The sequence below is a fragment of the Bacillus cereus group sp. MG4 genome (assembly GCF_040460055.1).
Classification (GTDB): domain Bacteria; phylum Bacillota; class Bacilli; order Bacillales; family Bacillaceae_G; genus Bacillus_A; species Bacillus_A wiedmannii.
On sequence record NZ_JARVGZ010000001.1, the window covers coordinates 2,886,978 to 2,908,697 of the forward strand.

Below are 21,720 nucleotides of genomic sequence, written 5' to 3' on the forward strand. Positions count from 1 at the left end.
AATTTTTTGGAGGTGACAATATGATCGTAATTAGCGCTTGTTTAGGTGGCATCGCTTGTCGGTATGATGGAAATGACAATCTCGTTTCAAAAATAGAGGAGCTACTGCAACAAGAAGATACAGTCCTCATTTGTCCTGAAGTATTAGGAGGATTACCAACGCCCCGCCCTTCAGCTGAAATTATTGGTGGGAATGGCGATGACGTTTTAGACGGAAAAGCAAAGGTAATGACAAAAGATGGTGAGGATGTCACAGCAGCTTTCGTAAACGGTGCTTATAAAGCATTAGAACAACTGAAAGATTTACACCCCGAATATATTATTTTAAAAGAACGCAGTCCATCCTGTGGTAGTTCTACGATTTACACCGGAGAATTTAACGGGAATAAGGAAACTGGTTACGGGGTAACAACTGCTTTATTCAAAAGACATGGATTTAAAGTCATTTCAGAAGAGGATTTTGAGAATATAAAAAGGAATTGACCCTGTTCGTCAATTCCTTCTTCTGTCTTATTTCACACTTAATTTTTCTTTCACTTTCGCAGGAAGCTCATCTTTCTTTACTTCTTCCCAAGCTGATACACCTTTTTTATCTGAATGATATACACGTAGGAATGCATCTTTACGTAAGTTTTTTTGTGCTGTAAATTCTAATTCTTTTTCTTTTCCGTCTTTATCGAATCCTTTTAATTTATACTCAAAATATTTGTATGGCTCTCCGCTATCAGACTTCTCATTTTTTTCAATTCCATCAGCTGTGATTTGAACATAGTACTGATCTTTCCCCATACGGTTAATATCACAACCAACTAAAAGACTTGCGAATACAACTAAAATGCTAAACAGTGCAATATATCTTTTCATTTTCTTCACCTCATGTGTTTTTCTTATATTGTTATCTTAAAGCCCAGGGCTTAAAGAAGAAATTCAAAAACATGACATGAACATTACACTTTTGTAAGATAATAATTATTTCTTCACTCTAGAAACTGTCATCACGTCACCGATTGGAATGAGTACAGATTCTAAATTGGGATGAGTTGCTACTACTTCGTTCTAAAAAGCCTTAAGGTAAATGAATTAATCATCTCCCTTAAGGCTTTTTATCCTCTATCTCTTTACTGCCAATTTTTTATGTACCAATTACCGCCAATAACGTCTTTCACGCCAGTTTCGCCACTTATCACGTAATTTCCTTATACCGTTTATTACACCTTCTATTATGCATTCTATTATAATATCTATCACAAGGTATCTTATAAATCTAAGAATAGGACCTATAACGTACTTCAATATAAATTCAAAAATATTCTCCAGCATATATCCCCTCTTTCTACCCTTCAATTATAACTCGAAAAAAGAGAACTTTAAAAGAAGCTCAAATAAATAATAATGCGTAAGTTGAACAACTTAAAGCTACTTCAGCATCTATTTTTCTGTACCAACTGGCAGTTTCGTCTTCAATATATGAAAAGGGATTTCTAAATGATGAATTGAATATATATTTATTGTTTTCTAGCTTTCGAGCGAAAGTTTTTTATATGTCCTAATTTAAAGTTTTCGAGGAGAGAAATAATATGAACCCTATTTTATTAGATGTTCCGTTACAAATAGAAACAGACAGACTCATTCTTCGGGCACCACTTCAAGCCGGTGAAGGGAATGTAGTACACGAAGCTATTAAAGATTCCATTAGTGAATTAAAGCAATGGTTGTCTTTATTCCAGTCAATTCCTACTGTTGAAGAAACGGAAATTCTTCTGAGAAATGCCCATATAGATTTTTTGCAAAGAGAAAGCTTTCGCTATCTTATCTATCATAAGGGGACGAATGATTTTGTTGGAACTGCTAGCCTTCACGGAATTAATTGGAAGGTTTCTAAATGTGAAATTGGATACTGGATTAACACGCAATTTAGTGGCAGTGGATATATAACGGAAACAGTAAGTGCGTTAATAAACCTTGGATTTCAGTTATTCAAATTTAGAAGAATTGAAATACGATGTGAATGTAATAACACGAAAAGTCGTGCGATTCCTGAAAAACTAGGCTTTGAGCTTGAAGGGATATTACGTAATGAAGATCTTTCAGCTGACGGCAAACAACTAACTAATACTTGCATCTATGCAAAGATAAATTAGATTTTAAAATTCGTTGTGCAGCATATCTTAGGGCCGGTTTCTAAATTGGGAAGGCGGCTATTTTAATTTTTATAACAAAAGAAAAGACCTCCTTAACGATTTTACTTCATCGCTAAAAAGGTCTTTCTCTATTTCTGCTAAAAACTTAGCACTCTTCTGGCTTACCAGCATTCGTCGCTGTACGGAAAGATGATCCACATCCGCATGATGCGATTGCGTTTGGATTATCGATTGTAAATCCGCCGCCAAGCATAGATTGTTTATAATCAATTTTTACTCCTTTAACAATCGGAGCACTTTCTGTATCGATAACAAATTCAACACCGAAAAACTCAAGAACTGTGTCGTCTTCTTTTGGTTCTACTTCAAATCCTAAGCCGTAAGAAAGGCCAGTACATCCGCCGCCGTGTACAGCAAGGCGCACGTACTTCTCTCCATCTTCAGCATCTTTTAACATATCTTTAATTTGAAAAGCTGCTTGTTCTGTAACTTCAATCATGAAATACACCATCCTTTCTGTTCTCATTCTATTATACATCTTTACGCTTCTATCTTGTACTCATACACTCCGCGGCAAATTACTTCTGCTGGTCCTTTCATTAACACATTACCTTCTTCTGTCCATGCAATCATTAAATCGCCGCCAGCTAAATGAACTGTAATTTCCTTACCATGTTCCATTTTCCCATTTAAAATAGAGGCTACAACTGCAGCACACGCCCCTGTTCCACAAGCTTGTGTGACACCAGATCCACGTTCCCAAACGCGGAAGTTCATCTCTGTATCATTCAAAATCTCGATGAATTCAACATTTACTCGCTCTGGGAACATTTCATGTGTCTCCAGGACTGGACCAAGTGTTGTAAGAGGTGCTTGTTCTACATCATCAACAAAAATAACCGCATGCGGATTCCCCATTGAAACAGCTGTAAATGCATAACGATGATTATTGTATAAGAAGTTTTCACGAATAAATGGTGTTTCATCTTCACCAAGCATCGGTATTTCTGCACGTGTTAAACGTGGTGCGCCCATATCGATTTTCGCTAATGTAACTTTCCCTTCTTCTACAGTTACTTCCGCCGTTACAATACCAGCTAACGTTTCAATTGTGAAAACTGTTTCTTCTACTAGTTTATGCTCATACGCATATTTCGCTACGCAGCGTAAACCGTTACCGCAGCTCTTTCCTTCTGAACCATCATTATTAAACATACGCATTTTCACCGGAGCTACGTCAGATGGACAAATTAAAATCATTCCATCTGCTCCAATACCAGTATTAATATTTGAAACCTTTTCCGCCACAAGAGCTAAATCTTCTTCAGGAATTTGCTCTTCAAACATATTTACATATATATAACTATTGCCAAGACCATGCATTTTTGTAAAAGAAAATTGGCTCATTTGCACTCACTCCAAAAATAATTTGTTATTGTAAGTATAAAATGCACGCTTTTAGAACACAATATGAATGTCCCCCGTTTCTCATATTTGACAACATTTGGCGATGAGCCATTCTTGCGCAAATTGTGTAAGAAAAAAGCCCTTCTACAAGGGCCTTTTTTATTTATATACAATATTATCCTCCCCTGCGAAAGAAGATTTTATCTAATAGAAAAAGGTGCTGCTGATTGCAACACCTTAAAACATTGGATTTTCATCCAAATACTCATATACATTATGGACAAGTTCTTCTACTGTAGCACCTTGTACTACTTCACCATTTACAAGTGCAAACGGTCCTTCAAAACAAATGCCACAATATCCTAAACAACCATACTCCATTACATCTAAATTCGGATCTTTTTCTAATTTCTCTAAAGCTGCTTGTGAGCCACTCGCAAGGTTACCTACACAAAATTCAATTAATGGTTTAATCAAAATTCTCCCCCCTGTACTACAAAACAAATTACCTTCTGACTTTATCTATAAGAAGAAAACTAAGCTGTCTCTTGTTGTTTTCGTTATACATCCTAAACTATTTAGTTACTTCACTATTTCACTTCAAAGTAGATGGACTTATTTTATATAACATGCTGCTCGCAATGAAATAGTAATTAAAAAGGAAAAACAGTTTACTTTACTTTTCTTCTTATTGTACAACAGAGTATTCATTCATGCATTGTTATTTGTTCACAAATTCGATATAATTTGATTGAGTAAAGTCAAAATATTTTATTAATATAAAATTGTATGATTAGGGGATATTTCAACAGAAAAGGGGTAATCCATCATGAAACACCTCGTAATACTAGGTGGCGGCTACGGTGGAATGAGAATTCTGCAGCGGCTACTTCCAAGCAACCAACTTCCAGATGATGTACAAGTGACATTAATCGACAAAGTACCATACCATTGCTTCAAAACTGAATATTATGCATTAGTTGCGGGTACTATTTCAGAAACACATATTCGTATACCGTTTCCCGAGCATCCACGCCTCAATATTCAATACGGCACAATAACAAATATTGATCTCGAAGAAAAAGCTGTTCATCTCGATGGCGGCGAAGCAATCCCATATGATGATTTAATTATCGGTCTTGGCTGTGAGGATAAATATCATAACGTTCCTGGGGCGAAGGAATATACACATAGCCTACAATCGATCGAACAAACACGTAAGACATATGAACAATTAAATAGTCTAGAACCAAACGCAACAGTAGCTGTCGTTGGTGCTGGATTAAGTGGCGTTGAAGTTGCAAGTGAACTTCGCGAAAGCCGTTCTGATTTAAAAATTCACTTATTTGATCGAAAAGATAGAATTCTATTCCCATATCCAGAGAAATTAAGTAGATACGTAGAAGAATGGTTCGTAAAACATAAGGTTACTATTATACGAAACGCTAACATTACAAAAGTAGAACCAAATATTGTGTACAACCACGATGAACCACTTGAATGTGATGCAATCGTCTGGACAGCTGGTATTCAAGCAAATGAAGTTGTTCGAAACCTTCCAGTTGAACAAGATGGTAGCGGACGGGTTGTTTTAACAAAATATCACAATATTCCAAATAACGAGCACGTGTATGTTGTAGGAGATTGCGCAGCACTTCCACACGCTCCATCTGCGCAACTTGCTGAAGGTCAAGGAGAGCAAATTGTGCAAATATTATTAAAACGTTGGAATAATGAACCACTTCCTGAAGAACTACCTGTAATTAAATTAAAAGGTGTTCTCGGCTCTCTTGGTAAGAAGCACGGCTTTGGTTTACTTGCAAACCAACCATTAATGGGACGTGTACCGAGATTATTAAAATCCGGTCTTCTTTGGATGTACAAATATCATAAAGGTTAATACTTTACAGACTGTCTACTAAATAGGCAGTCTCTTTCATGAGTTAAAATATAATTATCAGACACATCTTTCTCAATATGGATGATGATTTATTTTTCATTTTTATATTAAAAACTATCGATAAACAGTGTATGCTATTTATAAGTTGTTTTATTATTTCCTTTAAGACCGAAGTCATTCGGTCTTATTTTTTATGTTGTAAATACTTTTACAGGAGGTATTCCATTTCACTTATGAACTTAACGAAACTAAACGATCGAATAGAAGCGAAGAAGAAAGAATTGATCTATCTCGTTGAAAAGTACGGATTCACTCATGATAAAGTGATTTCTTTCAGCCAAGAATTAGATCGTTTACTTAACTTATTAATAGAACTCAAGACGAAGAAAAAACGTTGCTCTTTATAACCTTTATCCTCCCTTTTTTGATACGATAGAACTAGAATCAGAAAGGAGCCATCTATGTTTATATTAAAAGACGTTACATATAAAGATATACTACAAATTCCTTATTTACAGATTCAAAAAGAAAAAATCACATGTATTATCGGTGAGAGTGGGAGCGGAAAAAGTACATTGCTCCGTATGCTAAATGATTTGCAATCTCCAACATCCGGTACAATTGAATATAACGGAAAGCTGATTTCTGATTACCCTCCTATTCAATTACGACGTGACGTAGTCATGCTTGGGCAAACCCCACCTATTTTTGATGGAACGATTAAAGACAATCTATTAATGGGACTTCGTTTTTCTGAAAAACCATTTCCAAATGACGATGCCTTGCGAAGCCCATTAACGACTGTTAGCTTAGAAAAAAATTTAGAAGACAACGCTGATTCATTATCAGGCGGGGAAAAACAACGACTTGCTTTTGCACGTATCGTACTTATGGATCCACCTGTTTATTTATTAGATGAACCAACCTCGGCACTAGATAGCGATACAGAACGCCGCGTTATGAAACAATTTACTATGCTAGCAAGAGAAAAGAAAAAAACAGTTATCTTCATTACACACTCACAACAACTTCCAGAAGAAATTGCAGACGATATTATTGAAATTAGTAAAACAAACGGTGCAACTAGAAAGGAAGTGCTCTCAGTTGAAGGGCGTTATTGAACTCCAAATTTGGCAACTTGCCGCTGCATATATTTTTATTCTTATTTTAATTGGACTTGTAAAATTAAAAGGGATTCCTCGTGAAAAACAAATTGCGCTCGCAACATTCCGTATGACGATTCAGCTCGTACTCGTTGCATATGTCCTTACATACGTATTTGAAAATAGTAATCCATTTTATACAATTGCCCTTATTACTTCTATTACTACCTTTGCAATTTTTAATATTTATAAACGAGTCAATATCCCGATGTCTAAAGAATTAAAACGAGTAGCCGCGCTTTCCATGGTTGCCGGATCAATCGGGCCACTTCTACTATTTATCTTTGTTATTATCGGGCACGCCCCTTGGTATGCGCCGCAATATATCGTTCCGATTACGGGAATGTTAGTCGGGAATGCGATGACAGGCGTTTCTCTCGGTGCAAATACGTTCTTAAACAATATGAAATCGCAAAGAGGTCAAATTGAAGGCGCACTTATGCTCGGCGCAACACCGAAAGAAGCCGCTGCGCCGCTCATACGAGACGCTTTTGACTCTGCTATTTTACCAACGATCAATTCTATGGTCGGAATGGGGATTATAAGCTTACCAGGCATGATGACTGGTCAAATCTTATCTGGTGTATCACCATTTACAGCCATTCAATATCAAATCGCCATTATACTTGGTATTTCAGGAAGCACTGCCTTTGCTGTTATTATCTTCTTACAGCTTGGATATAAAACATTCTTTAATAAGCGGTGTCAGTTGAAAGAGATTGACTATGCTGCGAAGTGAATCGTAACTCTCGCTTGGTAAATGATGCACCGTTCTCGGTGAGTGAAATTATATCGACGATTTTTCGAATATATCTATCATAACTCAAAATATATCAACGATTTTTGAAATATATCGACTTACCGACAAAAAATGACATAATAAAAAGAGGGGGCCTATTCGCCTCCTCTTTTACTTACGCCTTCTTCACGAACTGTGATTTTAACTTCATAGCTCCGAAACCGTCGATTTTGCAATCAATATCGTGATCGCCATCAACTAAACGGATACTCTTTACTTTCGTACCGATCTTCACAACTGAAGAAGTTCCTTTTACTTTTAAATCTTTAATAACAGTAACAGCATCGCCGTCTTGAAGAACGTTTCCGTTCGCATCTTTTACAACTTTTGCACCATCATTATTTTCAGCTTCTGCTTCTTGGCCCCACTCATGAGCACATTCTGGACATACGAAAAGAACGCCATCCTCATACGTATATTCTGAATTACATTTTGGACAATTTGGTAAAGTAGCCATAAATTCATTTCCTCCGTTCATTATTTATACGTAAAAATCAAAATTGATGTTTACATCTCGATAAATAAAATTTGTATAGCATTTCTTTATAGTGCCATAGTCTTACGTTATTGACAAGCCTACCTCAAATTCTCATTTTTTATTGTATTTTACAAATTTTCAATTCGTATAGTGTTTCCAAATCAAAAAGAAGAACCTTCACAAGATTCTTCTTTTCAAAATGAACGAGTTCTGACTAGAAACCCCAACCATTTTCTTCAATGTAAAATTGATACTCTTCTAACTCCTCTTCACTTAACTTCTTATTATTCTCATATACTTCTTGCCATTCAAAATAGTCTTCACTGAAGTAAACAGCAAATTTAATTTTCACGTTTTTCTTCTCTATATAATCATAACCAGTAAACTCTATTACGTCATAATCGTCTTCTTTCTTCACAAACTTCCAAGTTGGATTATCCGTCATAACCTCTAAAGTAATACCTTCACTACTTGAACGAGCGACATTTTTAATATTCGGCTCAGTTGGTAAAAGTGAGAATCCAAACATAGCTCCACCAAACACGATTCCAACTATAACCTGAAAACCAACCATACCAGCAAAACTAGCGCCACCCTTTGATTGTAAGTAATACGCCTTCTCATGATCAGGCATATCTTCTCCCTTATGTAATACACGAACAGCATGCTTATAATATAAACGGTTTCCTTGCCATCCAGTAAATATCATCGTTCCTAATTGAAGAACTAAACTACATGTTAAATAAATCCCATCTGGAATATCTATAAAAGGAGTTACAACGATACTAGGTACCGCCAATAACGTAAGTATAATAAACAACTTATACATTTTACGATAAGCTAACCAAAAAGTTGGGAAGAAAAAGGCTACCCAATTCCACTTATTCCCTTGCACTGGATTTTCTACTTTGCCCCACTTAAAGTCATAATAAGCTGTATTCTTTTGAACAACTTTATGCAACTCTTTTGGGGAATTTGTTTCTTGTAAAACAGTGTCCTTCACGTACATCATCCTTTTCTTCTTTCTGCATACATGTATTTTATAGAAAGAAAAAGAAGGAATCTAACAAAAAGTACATATATTTCATAAAAATGAACGGAAATCGAATATATTCCGACAATTATCCGTTTATTATTCCATTTTACTTTTTAACATATTAAAATACTTATGAATGATACGTTTAATACATTAAGTTAATCATTTTGTATATTTGATAATAAAAATGTTTCACATGAAACTATTTATATTTTGTATTACCTTGTCTCTACACAATGTGTGTAAAGACACTACAAAAAGACGCCCTTGTCAAAAAGGCGTCTTTTTATAGTTGAAAATTTACTAATATAAAAAATGAATTATTTAATAAATGAATTCCCCACGGAACGAGTAAATTATTTGTTTTCTTATACGTATAAGCTAAACATATACCGCCACCAAAAATATATAAAACACTACCTACTGTAAGGGGATGACCTAAAGTAAATATAGAAGCACTTATAACGGCACTGCTAAGTATAGAGAAGCGCTGAGATAATTTCATAAAAAACATACCTCGGAATACAAGCTCTTCCCAAATTGGTGCAAAAACAGTGAGTACAACTACGTATAAAATGATTTCACTTTTAGTAGGCTCTATTACTATATTAGATTCATTCACACGAAGCCCATGTGGTAAAACTAAATTTAATACTGCAATATATATAAGCAGCACGATCATTGTCATTACTATCGTTACATAATGCTTAAAATTATTGAACTGTATTGTTTTTAATAAATGTACACAGTAATTTCTCGCTGGTGAATATATTAAGATAATAGTAAGAAATGTTAAAGGCGGAATAAGATGATCTACATACCATGGATATAAGGAAGAGTCATAAACAAGGTTCAAAAAACCCACTCCATACATTGCCCCAAAAATAATTATTATCATACTAATTACTTCGCGCATACTCATTACTACATACTTTTCTTCATAAGTAGCTAATTCTGTATTCATCCTATCCCCTCCAGTATAATTAAACTTTTTAAACCATTATATACCAATTTTAATTAAAAAACAGACGATACAATCTACTGTATCGTCTGTTTTTCCCTACCATTTCTCTCTACATGTTTCAATTAAATGCAGTAAGTACTTCCTCGTCATATCTGCCCTTCTCCACCTTGAGAGCATTCGCTTTTCTTTTGGATTCTGCCGTATTCTCGCTACTTCTTTTAATAAAATCTCCCATTCTTCCCCTGAACGTTCTAACAAGTATTGCAATCCTCTATCTTTTGAAACGATTGTTTTATGATCCAATGTATACAAAATACGTCCCATTGTAACGACAGCTGATTCTACCCACTCTTCTATAAAAAATAAATATGGTTGCTTCGCTTTTTCACTCCAGTACTGTTCTACGTTGTATTTCATCGTATTTACTACATCATCCCATCTTATTTGAAACGAAAGGTCTTCTGCTTCTTTCCCGGTAACTGTAATACCTTGATTTTTTAACGTCCACCATGTGACCGCATTAATATCCCAATGACCTATATTCGCTTTCCCATCTGCACAATACACGTACTCATTCATTTCATCATTGTATTTCCCTAAATCAGCAAGCGGAATATACATACCGTCCATTCTTTTGCCTAACGTACTACCACTAAGTTTCTTATGTAATTCTACAAGTTGTTGTTTTTCAGCCTCATTCACGGCATCACTTATTACCGTAACAAAATCAACATCGCTCGTTTCTACATGAAATGCACCAAGTGCGATAGACCCGTAAATATATACCCCGACTATTTTTTCATCCAAAAAGATTTCTTTTAATTCTACTGTGTACCGCTCCATTAACTGTTGTACTTCTGTCGGTAACGCATACTTCACTCCATTTTTCACATCTATCCCTCCAATAAAAAAAAGCCTTTGCAAATTCGCAAAGGCTTCCTGCTTTATAAATATTTCTCGATTTCTTCGTAAACATCCTTCAAACGAGGATTTCCTTCTCCAACAACTTCTCCATTTACAAGAACGACTGGATAAAATAGATCTTCCTCCACTACGCGCTCTGCGAATGCTTTTTTATCTTTATCTTCTTGTTCTTCTTGAAAATCAATATACTCGAAATTAAATTTATTTTCTTGTCCTTCATATTTACGACCAATCGCCGCTTGTAGCCACTCAAACGTTTCTGTTGAAGATGGCATTCCAACGCAGCTCGCACAAATTACTTTCGTCCCATACACTTGCACATTAACCATTTCTTCTCCCCCACTTCTTATTTCAACAGTATATTCAGATATCTTAGTACGTAAGCACATCATTTTACAAACTTATTCCATACCCCTATACTGAAAAAACACGTTGTAAACATGATAAAAAATTTCGACATTAAAACAAGAACAGAAAAAATAGATTTTCCCCTCTATCTTGATTATAATAAAACTGATGAAAGGAGTCGATAAAAATGGAAAACCCACATATGCAAGAACAAGTACTAGAAGTATTAGATAAATTACGTCCATTCTTACTTCGCGATGGCGGAGACGTTGAATTAGTAGACATTGAAGAAGGTATCGTAAAATTACGCCTTATGGGTGCTTGCGGAAGCTGCCCAAGTTCTACAATCACACTAAAAGCTGGTATCGAACGCGCGTTACTTGAAGAAGTACCAGGCGTTATTGAAGTAGAACAAGTATTTTAATTAAAAGCGGCGGTGGCTCATTCAGCTCTGACTGGCTAAGGTTCTTTCGCATAGAAGGCGCTTTTTGCCTCACAGGAAGGCGCGAAATGGCCGACTGTTCTAGCCGCTGGAGCTAGATATTAATTAAAAGCGGAAGCGGCTCGTTCAGAATCGCTTCCTAAAGAGACCCATTCGGGTCTCTTTTTTTATTCAAAAAACACTTTCCCTTTAACATCATAAAACAAAATTGGAAATCCTTCTCAAAAAGTGAGATAATTAATACTATAGAATCGTTCACACATATACAGAAAAAAACATAGGGGGACGACACATGCCAAAAATGGGGAACACTTTTTTAACAATTCAAGAACTAGAAAAGAAAAAAGAGTATTTATTAGGCCTTTCATCCGTTATACCAACATGGAATGCGAGCTATCAATTTTTATTTAAAGAAATCCAGCAAGAATTATTGGGTAAAGTAAATGAAAAACTCGAAAAGCATCAATTCGTTTTAAATATATGTGCAGAGCAACAAGTAGGGGCATAATGTATTACATACAATTGTGATATATAAAAAAGAGACCTCCATCGGTCTCTTTTTTATTTTAAGACAGCCAATCTAATTTCCTAATCCCTAACTTATCAACTGGTAAACGAAGTGAGCCATAAAAATGCTTCATAAATTGCTCAGAGCGGTTCACATCGTGTAAAATGGCTTCTAGGCGATCTCTGTATATGCTTTTTTGTTCTTCGTTTCCAGTTTGGTAATATCTTTCGACTGTTTCAAAATAGTGAAGCGGGAACAGGAGCCTTGCAAATAATAGGCGCCAACCAAATGAGGATAGCGAATAATTTCGTTCGTAATCTGTAACAAATTGAACGATTGTTTGCTCCCAGTCTTTCTTTTTTTCTATCATCATATAGCGGATTAATTCTGCCATATCTCGAGTTGGGTGATCATACACCCAATCAAAAGGAAGTTTGAGACGCTTCGTTTGATGCCATAATAAAGGTGTGAATCGTTCTTGGCAAATTGTTGCTGCATCAGTCATTTGCGGCGTATCATCCATCTCTGTATCGACAACATACTGAATTGCATTTTCTGCAACTCCTAAGTAATACGGGAAGGATTCAATAAACAATTGATCGAATACGTCTGTAGGGTGGTTCATCACTTGTGATTGCCAAAACTTTTCTAATTGATCGAGCCTTTTTTCCCATAACGCTTTCCATTCGCCTATGCGGCTTAATTGCTCGATTTCTTCTGGAAAGAATGCACCTCGTTTATGGAATATAGAAAGCTCACTTCCTAATGATGTAGCATGTCGTTCTAACGCACGCATACCTTTTAATAAGCAGTAATTTTGTTCTTCTATCTCACTTACATAGTAGCCGTGTATAGTCGGAACGAAAGTCGCTACAGTTATATCCCCTTGCTGGTTCATATAATCACTGAGCTTTTTCATCTCTACAAGTACTTCTTCCTCCATTTCTCCAATTGGAACAAGTACATAAATTTTGTTGCGAATCCAAAAGCTTTTATAGGGGCCAAGGGGGATTAATTCTTTAACATGCATATGATAATGCTCATAAATATGATGAATCATCGCAGTCGCCACCTATGGTTTTTCTTTATATATATGAGCTTGTGCTCGCCTTTCATTCCTATGCACATGATAAAGCAACGAAACGTATACAAATACTAAAAAGAAAAAAAGGTGATAAACATGAAAGAATCAAATCAACTACAAGAAAGAGCATTACAACTATTACAAGAACGTGGTGTAACAATTGACGATATTGCTGAGCTTGTTCATTTTCTTCAAAAAAAATATCATCCAAATTTAGAGATGTCAGAATGCCGTTATAACGTTGAGCGTGTATTATCAAAACGTGAAGTACAAAACGCACTGATTACTGGTATCGAACTCGATGTCCTTGCTGAAAAAGGAATGTTAAGTGAGCCGTTACAAGATATCGTAAAACGTGATGAAGGCTTATACGGAATTGATGAAGTGATCGCACTTTCTATCGTTAATGTGTACGGCTCTATTGGTTTCACGAACTTTGGATATATCGATAAATTAAAACCTGGTATTTTAGAATTCTTAAATGATAAATCATCTGGAAAGGTGCATACATTCCTTGATGATATCGTTGGCGGAATTGCTGCCGCTGCTTCAAGCCGTTTAGCACACAGAGCTGAGCATTCGGAATAATAAAATATGAAAGACCGTCAGTTTCATACTGACGGTCTTTCATATTCCATGAGCATAAATTCTCTTCCGCGGCTCAAAAAAATAGGACCTTGCTGAAACCCTATGTTTTTATATAGCGTAATCGCCCTTGTATTAAATGTTGCTACACTAAGTCGAAACGTCTTTGGCTTATATTCTTTCGCTGCAAAGGCTATCCCAGCTTGAAAAAAACTATTTCCAAGCCCTTTCCCTGTTAACGCTGGCTTCATGCCAAGTCCGATATCAATTACATCTTCTCCACCATATAAATGAGCATCTCTTCCACCTGGCACTTGTGCATTTTCCCCAAAACAAAAATAGCCGATAAACTCTCCCTTATCGTCACAACAGCCATAATACGTCTCATCTAATAATTCTTCTATTACTTCTTCCTCTCCTGAAAAACTATACAATTTATAAGGTTCTTCGTACGTCCACGTATTTATTTCATTTGCTTCTTCTACCGTTAACTTATGTATATCCATCCTTCTCTCCCCTTATCAAATATTCTATATATACTCATTCATTTTTCGCGCCTCATTTCCCTCTAATTGCAATATGCAGAATTACATACGCACAGCCATTAAACAAGTGGTACAATTTATTTGAATCGCTGTTGCTACACTTCTTGATTAGAGAAAAGGCGTTAACACGGAAATTAGCGTCTTATCAACCTCAAGCAATTGGCACATTTTGTCATCTTAAAAGACACTCGAAAGAGTGTCTTTTTTTCTATATCCAACAAGGACTTACTCATTTCAAAGTATAAATACATAAAATAATGTAAATCATTACAAGCATGAATCACTTTCTAAAAGTTATAAAGTAGATTCAAAATAAAAAAGCACTCTTGGCTAGAGTGCTTTTTACTTTCAAACAAGGAGGCTACATATATGGATAGTACTCTCGTATTTAACTTCGGCATTGGTATTGTCATCATTTTATTCGTCTTCTTTGTTCTTTGTATGAGCGGGGTATAGCAATCTTTTATGCTGACAACTCCTTTAAAGTATCACTTAATTTAAACTTTCTTAATTGTAAGGAAGCAATCAACGCTGCCCCTGCTCCAAGTATCACACTAGCTAGAGCTAATATGAAAACTTGATTATACGGAATGATAATAACCGTTAACTCTAAACTTGATAACACGATATAACTAAACAAAATCCCACCAAAAATGCCAATACAACCAGCTATCGCTCCAAGTAAAGTTCCCTCTAATAAAACGATCCGTCTCATTTGCTTCGGAATAGCTCCTACCGCACGAATCATACTAATTTCAGCACGTCTTTCATGCAGGCTTGCGACAATCGCATTCATTAGTCCTATACCAGAAATAATGAAAACAATTACAACTAACAAGCGAATTAACATCATCATTTGCGATAATAACTGCTCTTGTTCTTTCAATAAATCATAACTGTTTATAACTTCTACATTCTCTTTATTATTTGTAATTTCTTTTACTTGCTTCTTAATCGCTTCAAATGATTGATTCGAATTTGTCATAATTTGAATCGCTTCATATCCTTGTACGTAGAGCTTATCGCGAGCCCATTGTTCATTTACAAAAATATCTAACCCTCTTAACCTCAATCCTTGCTCAATAATTGAAACGACTTTAATCGTTTGTTTTTCTTTCCCTTTTCCTTGTACTTCAATCGTATCATGCAACTGAAGTCCTAAATTTTTAGCCACTTCCTTCGTAATGACTCCCTCACCATCTCGTAATGGCTTACTTAAAGTTTGCCCTGCAATCACTTTCGCCTTTGTCACTTTCTGATACGCTACAATATCGTTACCTACAACTTCCATTGAATCGTAGTTCAAATTGTTTTTTTCCGCAAATTCATACCATTCTTGATTCGCTTGTTTAAAGTCATAATTTACAAGTTTTGCTGTAAAGTCAGTAGCATTCCCAACACTTGATTCCACACCATCAATTTTTCTAACCTTCTCCATCCAACTAAACGGTAATGTTTCTATTCCTTGCGACTCTACCGGAATTCTTATTACTAAGTCCGCTGGTAAATGTTTTTGTAATCCTTTTTTCATACCTTCATACATAGAATTTACATACATCGTTCCAACAAGCGCTAACATAAAACCAAATGCTAATATAGCAACCGACACAGCTGCCTTATTCCGATAACGAATTACATTCCGGCTACTAATCGTCGTTTCAATTCGTAATATCATTTGAAACGGTTTTGCAATCACTGGTGCTATCATACGAATAAAGAACGGAATCGCAAATAACAAACCGACTGCAAATAAAAGCGCCCCTATCGCACTTGGATTAAAACCGATATACTGCTCTAATATGTTACCCGTGAGTCCAATAACAGTACCAATGATTAAAATGCTCAGGCTAAAAGTACTCCATCTTTTTTCTTTTTTCTCATTACTAGGAAGACCTGGCCAAAGTGCTTGAACTGGGGGAATCTTTCTAACCATGAAAGCTGGTATAATGGCCCCTATGATAGACATAACAATCCCTAATAAAAAAGTAATGAGTAAAATCTCACCTGAAATCGAGAATGATGCTTTCTCTGCCCCCTCAATATTCACCCATTTGTTAATGAATGATGCTGCAATTGTTTGCGTACCTGCCCCAAGAATAACCCCTGCTAGCGATCCAATTGCTCCGATGCATAAAGCCTCTAATAAAACGACTAATATAATTTGATTTGGGTTACTACCGAGTGCACGTAATAATGCCCACTGCTTAAATCGACTTCTAACAGATAAGAAGAAACTTCCCATTATTAAAAGAGCTACAACAAATAAGGCAATACCACCTAAACTGAAAATTAACGGCTTCATTACATTTAGTCGTTCAAATGCCTTATCAACATAAGTACGTTGATCCACCTTTATATTTTCTATCGTCTTATTTACATCAAGAGCAATTGCTCTCTTCACATTTACATCGGCGGTTTTCACTTGAACGAGATTGAACTGATTTGGTAGGTTTAATTCTTTTTGAAGCCACTGGATTGGAAAATAAGCACCATGCCCCATTGCCGCCATTAACGGTGGATTTAAAATGCCGACGACTTTCACAGTCTTTTCTCCATGCTGCGGGAATGGCAATTTAATCGTATCTCCTACCCGTATATTTTCACGGTCTGTATACCCTTTTGTCAGCGCTACTTCAGCACCTTCTTTCGGATATCGGCCTTCTAATATTTTATAAGAATGCATTTCTGGAGAATCTTGCTCAACACCCCAATAGGACGGTTTTCCCGATAACTCTTTATAATTTGGAAAAGGATATGGTATAAGTACTTTTGATATTTTTTCAGCATTTTCTAAGCCATCTATTCCTTTTAAACTTTCATTATTTAAATACATATCGTTTTTTATATAGCCAAATTGTAAATTATAATCTCCATACCGGCTTACTACTTGTTCCTTCACACTTTTCTCTACTGATTGATTGCCTAGTAATAACATCGTCGCTAACATAACACCTAAAGCTGCACCGAGGGCAATCAACATATTTCGCAACCAATTTTGTTTCATCGATTTTATCGCATATTTAATTACCCATCGCATCACCTTTACCTCCTACTTTAAAGTGACGATTCATAATCTCTTGAATGTGGATAACTTGTTGCGGGATATTTCGAAATTTCCATCCTTTACTTTCAGCATGTTCATGAATTACTTCACCATCTAATAAGAAAACAACTTTATCCGCATGGGCCGCTACGAACGGGTCGTGCGTTACAATGACAGCTGTTTGTCCTAACTCATCACACGCATTGCGCAGTGCCGCGATTATATTTTTGCTATTTTCTGAATCCAATGCCCCTGTTGGTTCATCAGCTAATATAATAGCCGGCTCATTTGCAAAAGCTCTTGCGATCGCAACCCTTTGCTGTTGCCCGCCTGATAACTGCGCTGGTAAATGTTTTTCTTTTCCTTTTAATCCGACGAGATCTAATAAACGAGTTGCTGTCACCGTTGCCTTCTTTTGCGAGACATTATCTAACAGTAACGGTAATCCTACATTTTCCTCCGCACTAAACACTGGAATCAAATTAAACTGCTGAAAAATAAAACCGATTTTATGCCTTCTAAATAAAGCGAGCTCTTTCTCTTTTAATGTTGAAATCTCTGTACCGTCAACTCGAATACTACCTACCGACGGAATATCTAATCCACCTAATAGCTGCAATAAAGTTGTTTTCCCTGAACCGCTTGCTCCCATAATACAAACAAAATCCCCTTTTTGAATTTGAAGATTAATGCCTTTTAATATTTTTACTTTACTATCCCCAATATCAAACGATTTTTCTAACCTTTCAATTTCAATAATATTCATCCCCATATCCCCTTCTCTCTCTATTTACCAATCTATATATTCTATTCAAAAATGCAAAATCCCTACTATTTTGTATTTTTTTGTCACATACTAATATTTCTCATGTCAGAAAAGTTGACTCTCATAATAAAAGTAACCATAATAGTTACACGAATGCATAAAAACTATTCACATATCCACAAATAGGAGGAAGAACAATGAAACATGTAATCGTTTATGCACACCCAAATACAGAAAGCTTCAACCATGCAATTTTAGAAACGGTAAAAAGTGAATTAGAAGAAAAAGGTCATGAAGTACGCGTTCGCGATCTATACGAGTTAAACTTCAATCCAGTATTAGGCGCTTCCGATTTCATCTCATTTTCTCAAGGAAGCACACCAGAAGATATTAAAGAAGAGCAAGAGCATATCTCTTGGGCTGATAGCATTACATTCATTTATCCAGTTTGGTGGGCGGGGCTTCCTGCTATTTTAAAAGGATATGTTGACCGTGTATTTAGCCACGGCTTCGCTTATGCTTACGGTGAAAATGGCATTGAAAAACTATTAAGCGATAAAAAAGGCTTATTATTATCTACAATGGGAAATACGAAAGAAGCATACACAGCAGGCGGTATGTTTGACGCAATGAAGAAAACAGCTGATGTTGGTATTTTTGAATTTACAGGAATTGAAACAATTGAGCATACATTCTATACGAGTGTCCCTTCTGTGGATGATAATGTGCGTAAACAATATCTTGAAGAGGTTAAAGATGTTGTGAATCGTGCATTTTAATAAAAAAACTCCGGTTTTCACAACCGGAGTTTTTTTATTTCATCATCAATTTCGGAATATATCTTCGAAGAATGTTTTCTAATTCATTCATATCTTCCTGTCTAATAAGTAAATTCACATTGTCATTCATTTTTTCTCGCCCGCGATATAAAAATATATTTTCTTTTGGATTTTCCCATGTTGATGTTTTATAGCCTTTTAATTCTTCATATGAATAAAAGTTTAATCCGTCTACTACACCTTTTTCATATATTTGTACACTTTTAATAAGATGGATAGCTATTAAAGTCATAAAACAACTTGCTACAACATAACTACCCGACTGAATAAGAAACTTTTCAGCTGTATCAATATCGCCATTTACGTACTGAGCATATATATGCATACATTGTCCAATGAAATATGCTGGCCCAAGTAACGCAATCCACCGTCTCTTCACTCGAGGATACATTGCAATGAGTTTTCCCGCGCTTTTTTTCATTTCATTTATTTTATATATTTTCCATAGAACAAAGAACAAAACACATAATGTAAAAATAAACATAATACATGACATCCAGTACACTCTGATTCCCTCCTCTTAATATCACTACATATAAACTTTACATTTTATATAACAACAGCACATATGCAATTATGCATAAAAAAACAGGTAACCTCTTCCGGCTACCTGTTTTTCATTACATTTTCTCAATCCACTCCGTCAAGTTATGCACAACTTGCGTCGGTTGTACTTCATATTCTGTTAACTTCTCCACAGTTGTGACTCCAGTGTGGACAAGAAGGGTATGCATGCCAGCATTTATTCCCGCTAAAATGTCTGTATCGTAGTTATCCCCAACCATTAATGCTTCATTTTTTTCTATGCCAAGCACTTTTAAAGCTTGTTCCATAATGATTGATTCTGGTTTTCCGATAAAGATTGGATCTACGCCTGTTGATACGGCTACAACTGATGTTAATGAACCGTTACCTGGTAATAATCCGCGCTCAGTCGGAATGGCAATGTCTCCATTTGTAGAAATAAACGTTGCACCGTTACGCACAGCAAGACAAGCTTTTGCTAATTTTTCATATGTGATGTCACGATCTAAACCAACAACAACGAAATCAGGATTTTCATCCACAAGTTCAAATCCTTTTTCCACAAGCGCATCATGTAAGCCTTCTTCACCAATCATATATACAGTTGCGTCTTGTTTACGTTCATAAATGAAGTTCGCTGTCGCCATACTCGTTGTGAATACTTGCTCTGCTTCCGCTGGAATATCGAAACGAACAAGTTTTTCTGCCACTTGTTCTGGTTTACGAGTTGAGTTATTCGTAACGAATAAATAAGGAATACCGCGCTCTCCTAACGCTTTTACGAAGTCGCTCGCTTCTTCAATTTGTTCTTCTCCGCGATACATCGTACCGTCTAAGTCAATTAAGTAACCTTTATACATCATTATGTCTCTCCTTCTATGCTAACGTTCTCACCTATCATACCACTCTTATATTACCCGCTTTTCAAAAAGAAAAAAACGCTTTACCTTAAAGCGCCCCATAACGTTCATTTTTTCTCTTTTACTTGGTAAGAACAACTACAATCGCCCTCACACATGTTTGCTAACGTCTTTACATCTGCTCCTGCAAATAAACGATTATACATCTCTTTTTCATCTTCGCATACTTGCGGGAATCTCTCTGCAATTTCTTTTAACGGACAGTTTTGTTTTTCAATTACGAAAGAGTTCTCTCCATCTCTCTTTATTTGAACCATATAACCATTTTTCTCTTGCATAGCTGCTATCTCTTGCACTTTATATGCTAAATTCTTTTGATTACTCACTCGCTTTTGCAACTGTTCTTCCATTCGCTTCGTTCTCTCTGTTAAAACGTAACGAAGTATTTTTTCATCACCCATTCGAGCTAAATCTTCTAGCATATCAATCGCAAATTGCTTATACTCCTTCGGGAATGTATCTTCTCCCTTTTCACTTAATCCATATAAATAAGTTGGTCTTCCGACATGTTGTCTTACCATCTTAGAATAAATGAAACCATCTTTCTCAAGATTACTTAAATGTCTTCGGATCGCCATTTCTGTAATCTCTAAAACGTCAGCTAGTTCCGCTACTGTGTGCTCTCCCTTAACTTTCAACAATTGCACAATTTCATCTTTCGTCGTACGTGCTTCCCCCATGCTTAACCCTTCTCCCTTTTCCCTTTACTTTCTCACATACAATATAAGATCCCCAAAAGGCAGTCCTGGGGATCTTATAAGCATAATTATTCTGGTACAAATGCAGATACAGGTCCTAATTCCTTCTCTAAATAACTGCGAATATTTGCTGGGTATTTCTCTACCACTGCAATATGTTTTTGAATCGTCTTATATAATTCATCATGATTCATTTGAATATAATCTTGCGTAAGCATTTTTCGAAGAAGGATAATTTCTTTCATTCCTTGTCCTTCTTCTGCACTTATCACTCGCTCGTCCATCAAAATATCGATAATATCTTCATAACTTCCTGGATCGCGCATAATAAATCCATCAATCATCGCATTCCCTACATCTAATACACAATCAATAATGAGATGAGCTATGCGTTCTAATGCGTAAAATTCAAACTCGGTTTCATATATCTTTTTCTCTTGAAATGTACTTGTTGCTCGTTCTAAACATACTAGCATTTGTTCTATTTTCTTTCTGTCTACAAAATACATGAATGTCACCTACCTGGAAATTAAAGCATTTACATTTTAATTGTAACGCTTTCTTCTGAAAAAATCGACAATTTTTCGAATTCACCTTTTCTCCGTT

The 21,720-nt window shown here is 35.9% G+C and carries 27 protein-coding genes and 1 pseudogene; 10 read left to right on the forward strand and 18 right to left on the reverse strand.

Features of this window, described 5'->3' with window-relative positions:
- Positions 1-20: 20 nt before the first annotated feature.
- Complete coding sequence (locus QCI41_RS15325) at positions 21-482, forward strand: 2-thiouracil desulfurase family protein (RefSeq protein ID WP_353837166.1); 462 nt, start codon at positions 21-23, stop codon at positions 480-482.
- A gap of 27 nt (positions 483-509) precedes the next feature.
- Here the strand turns inward: QCI41_RS15325 and QCI41_RS15330 are convergent, their stop codons facing one another.
- Both QCI41_RS15330 and QCI41_RS15335 read right to left on the reverse strand, forming a co-directional pair.
- Positions 510-872 (reverse strand): YxeA family protein, encoded by a 363-nt coding sequence (locus QCI41_RS15330; RefSeq protein WP_353837165.1) that lies wholly within the window; start codon positions 870-872, stop codon positions 510-512.
- Between the two features lie 96 nt (positions 873-968).
- Positions 969-1,055 (reverse strand): annotated as a pseudogene (locus tag QCI41_RS15335) (O-methyltransferase); the annotation flags it as partial.
- Between the two features lie 521 nt (positions 1,056-1,576).
- On the opposite strand from QCI41_RS15335, the gene QCI41_RS15340 reads away from it, so the two are divergent.
- Positions 1,577-2,140: a GNAT family N-acetyltransferase gene (locus QCI41_RS15340; RefSeq protein WP_353837164.1), complete on the forward strand. Its 564-nt coding sequence runs from the start codon at positions 1,577-1,579 to the stop codon at positions 2,138-2,140.
- A 145-nt stretch (positions 2,141-2,285) separates the two neighbouring features.
- On the opposite strand, the gene QCI41_RS15345 is transcribed toward QCI41_RS15340, so the two are convergent.
- The 3 genes from QCI41_RS15345 to QCI41_RS15355 all read right to left on the reverse strand — a co-directional run bounded on the left by QCI41_RS15345 (position 2,286) and on the right by QCI41_RS15355 (position 4,024).
- Positions 2,286-2,639: a HesB/IscA family protein gene (locus tag QCI41_RS15345; RefSeq protein WP_000573830.1), complete on the reverse strand. Its 354-nt coding sequence runs from the start codon at positions 2,637-2,639 to the stop codon at positions 2,286-2,288.
- Positions 2,640-2,680: 41 nt separating this feature from the next.
- Entirely contained in the window at positions 2,681-3,547 is an 867-nt protein-coding gene (gene dapF / locus QCI41_RS15350) for a diaminopimelate epimerase (protein ID WP_353837163.1), read from the reverse strand.
- Between the two features lie 237 nt (positions 3,548-3,784).
- Positions 3,785-4,024, reverse strand: a complete 240-nt coding sequence (locus QCI41_RS15355) for a YuzB family protein (RefSeq protein WP_000595024.1) — start codon at positions 4,022-4,024, stop codon at positions 3,785-3,787.
- A gap of 352 nt (positions 4,025-4,376) precedes the next feature.
- Here QCI41_RS15355 and QCI41_RS15360 point away from each other — a divergent pair, with 352 nt between their 5' ends.
- The 4 genes from QCI41_RS15360 to QCI41_RS15375 all read left to right on the forward strand — a co-directional run bounded on the left by QCI41_RS15360 (position 4,377) and on the right by QCI41_RS15375 (position 7,349).
- A complete protein-coding gene (locus QCI41_RS15360) occupies positions 4,377-5,447 on the forward strand; it encodes an NAD(P)/FAD-dependent oxidoreductase (RefSeq protein WP_353837162.1) in 1,071 nt (356 codons plus the stop codon).
- 233 nt (positions 5,448-5,680) lie between these two features.
- Entirely contained in the window at positions 5,681-5,854 is a 174-nt protein-coding gene (locus QCI41_RS15365; protein WP_001054620.1) for an aspartyl-phosphate phosphatase Spo0E family protein, read from the forward strand.
- Positions 5,855-5,908: 54 nt separating this feature from the next.
- A complete protein-coding gene (locus QCI41_RS15370) occupies positions 5,909-6,568 on the forward strand; it encodes an ABC transporter ATP-binding protein (RefSeq protein ID WP_353837161.1) in 660 nt (219 codons plus the stop codon).
- Positions 6,552-7,349 carry an ABC transporter permease gene (locus QCI41_RS15375; RefSeq protein ID WP_353837160.1) on the forward strand — a complete coding sequence of 266 codons (798 nt, stop codon included), beginning with the start codon at positions 6,552-6,554 and terminating at the stop codon, positions 7,347-7,349. Before QCI41_RS15370 ends, QCI41_RS15375 begins: the two co-directional genes overlap by 17 nt.
- Positions 7,350-7,524: 175 nt before the next feature.
- On the opposite strand, the gene phnA is transcribed toward QCI41_RS15375, so the two are convergent.
- The 5 genes from phnA to QCI41_RS15400 form a co-directional block, all read right to left on the reverse strand.
- Entirely contained in the window at positions 7,525-7,866 is a 342-nt protein-coding gene (gene phnA, locus QCI41_RS15380; RefSeq protein WP_000212737.1) for an alkylphosphonate utilization operon protein PhnA, read from the reverse strand.
- Between the two features lie 235 nt (positions 7,867-8,101).
- Positions 8,102-8,896 (reverse strand): DUF2628 domain-containing protein, encoded by a 795-nt coding sequence (locus QCI41_RS15385; RefSeq protein ID WP_353837159.1) that lies wholly within the window; start codon positions 8,894-8,896, stop codon positions 8,102-8,104.
- A gap of 313 nt (positions 8,897-9,209) precedes the next feature.
- Entirely contained in the window at positions 9,210-9,887 is a 678-nt protein-coding gene (locus tag QCI41_RS15390; RefSeq protein ID WP_353837158.1) for a CPBP family intramembrane glutamic endopeptidase, read from the reverse strand.
- A 96-nt stretch (positions 9,888-9,983) separates the two neighbouring features.
- Positions 9,984-10,778, reverse strand: coding sequence for a nucleotidyltransferase domain-containing protein (locus QCI41_RS15395; protein ID WP_353837157.1), 795 nt, complete (start codon positions 10,776-10,778; stop codon positions 9,984-9,986).
- A gap of 53 nt (positions 10,779-10,831) precedes the next feature.
- A complete protein-coding gene (locus tag QCI41_RS15400; RefSeq protein WP_088123656.1) occupies positions 10,832-11,140 on the reverse strand; it encodes a YuzD family protein in 309 nt (102 codons plus the stop codon).
- Positions 11,141-11,346: 206 nt separating this feature from the next.
- Here QCI41_RS15400 and QCI41_RS15405 point away from each other — a divergent pair, with 206 nt between their 5' ends.
- Positions 11,347-11,583 (forward strand): NifU family protein, encoded by a 237-nt coding sequence (locus QCI41_RS15405; RefSeq protein ID WP_000431159.1) that lies wholly within the window; start codon positions 11,347-11,349, stop codon positions 11,581-11,583.
- A 310-nt stretch (positions 11,584-11,893) separates the two neighbouring features.
- A complete protein-coding gene (locus QCI41_RS15410) occupies positions 11,894-12,109 on the forward strand; it encodes a hypothetical protein (protein ID WP_001125496.1) in 216 nt (71 codons plus the stop codon).
- 58 nt (positions 12,110-12,167) lie between these two features.
- Here QCI41_RS15410 and yutH read toward each other — a convergent pair whose 3' ends face one another.
- Positions 12,168-13,169 (reverse strand): spore coat putative kinase YutH, encoded by a 1,002-nt coding sequence (yutH, locus tag QCI41_RS15415; RefSeq protein ID WP_000581274.1) that lies wholly within the window; start codon positions 13,167-13,169, stop codon positions 12,168-12,170.
- 120 nt (positions 13,170-13,289) lie between these two features.
- On the opposite strand from yutH, the gene QCI41_RS15420 reads away from it, so the two are divergent.
- The gene (locus QCI41_RS15420; protein ID WP_000665100.1) at positions 13,290-13,781 is read left to right on the forward strand and encodes a phosphatidylglycerophosphatase A family protein; all 492 of its coding nucleotides are present in this window, start codon (positions 13,290-13,292) and stop codon (positions 13,779-13,781) included.
- A gap of 23 nt (positions 13,782-13,804) precedes the next feature.
- On the opposite strand, the gene QCI41_RS15425 is transcribed toward QCI41_RS15420, so the two are convergent.
- The 3 genes from QCI41_RS15425 to QCI41_RS15435 all read right to left on the reverse strand — a co-directional run bounded on the left by QCI41_RS15425 (position 13,805) and on the right by QCI41_RS15435 (position 18,132).
- Positions 13,805-14,284 carry a GNAT family N-acetyltransferase gene (locus QCI41_RS15425; RefSeq protein WP_353837156.1) on the reverse strand — a complete coding sequence of 160 codons (480 nt, stop codon included), beginning with the start codon at positions 14,282-14,284 and terminating at the stop codon, positions 13,805-13,807.
- A 502-nt stretch (positions 14,285-14,786) separates the two neighbouring features.
- Complete coding sequence (locus QCI41_RS15430) at positions 14,787-17,360, reverse strand: FtsX-like permease family protein (RefSeq protein ID WP_353837155.1); 2,574 nt, start codon at positions 17,358-17,360, stop codon at positions 14,787-14,789.
- Entirely contained in the window at positions 17,344-18,132 is a 789-nt protein-coding gene (locus QCI41_RS15435; protein WP_098708238.1) for an ABC transporter ATP-binding protein, read from the reverse strand. Before QCI41_RS15435 ends, QCI41_RS15430 begins: the two co-directional genes overlap by 17 nt.
- Positions 18,133-18,329: 197 nt before the next feature.
- On the opposite strand from QCI41_RS15435, the gene QCI41_RS15440 reads away from it, so the two are divergent.
- Positions 18,330-18,911 (forward strand): NAD(P)H-dependent oxidoreductase, encoded by a 582-nt coding sequence (locus QCI41_RS15440; protein ID WP_353837154.1) that lies wholly within the window; start codon positions 18,330-18,332, stop codon positions 18,909-18,911.
- A gap of 34 nt (positions 18,912-18,945) precedes the next feature.
- Here QCI41_RS15440 and QCI41_RS15445 read toward each other — a convergent pair whose 3' ends face one another.
- The 4 genes from QCI41_RS15445 to QCI41_RS15460 all read right to left on the reverse strand — a co-directional run bounded on the left by QCI41_RS15445 (position 18,946) and on the right by QCI41_RS15460 (position 21,623).
- Positions 18,946-19,476 carry an iron ABC transporter substrate-binding protein gene (locus QCI41_RS15445; protein WP_353837153.1) on the reverse strand — a complete coding sequence of 177 codons (531 nt, stop codon included), beginning with the start codon at positions 19,474-19,476 and terminating at the stop codon, positions 18,946-18,948.
- 115 nt (positions 19,477-19,591) lie between these two features.
- Positions 19,592-20,356: a TIGR01457 family HAD-type hydrolase gene (locus QCI41_RS15450; protein WP_033662784.1), complete on the reverse strand. Its 765-nt coding sequence runs from the start codon at positions 20,354-20,356 to the stop codon at positions 19,592-19,594.
- 107 nt (positions 20,357-20,463) lie between these two features.
- The gene (locus QCI41_RS15455; RefSeq protein WP_000503338.1) at positions 20,464-21,096 is read right to left on the reverse strand and encodes a helix-turn-helix transcriptional regulator; all 633 of its coding nucleotides are present in this window, start codon (positions 21,094-21,096) and stop codon (positions 20,464-20,466) included.
- Between the two features lie 86 nt (positions 21,097-21,182).
- The gene (locus tag QCI41_RS15460; protein WP_000274003.1) at positions 21,183-21,623 is read right to left on the reverse strand and encodes a DUF86 domain-containing protein; all 441 of its coding nucleotides are present in this window, start codon (positions 21,621-21,623) and stop codon (positions 21,183-21,185) included.
- Positions 21,624-21,720 lie beyond the last annotated feature (97 nt).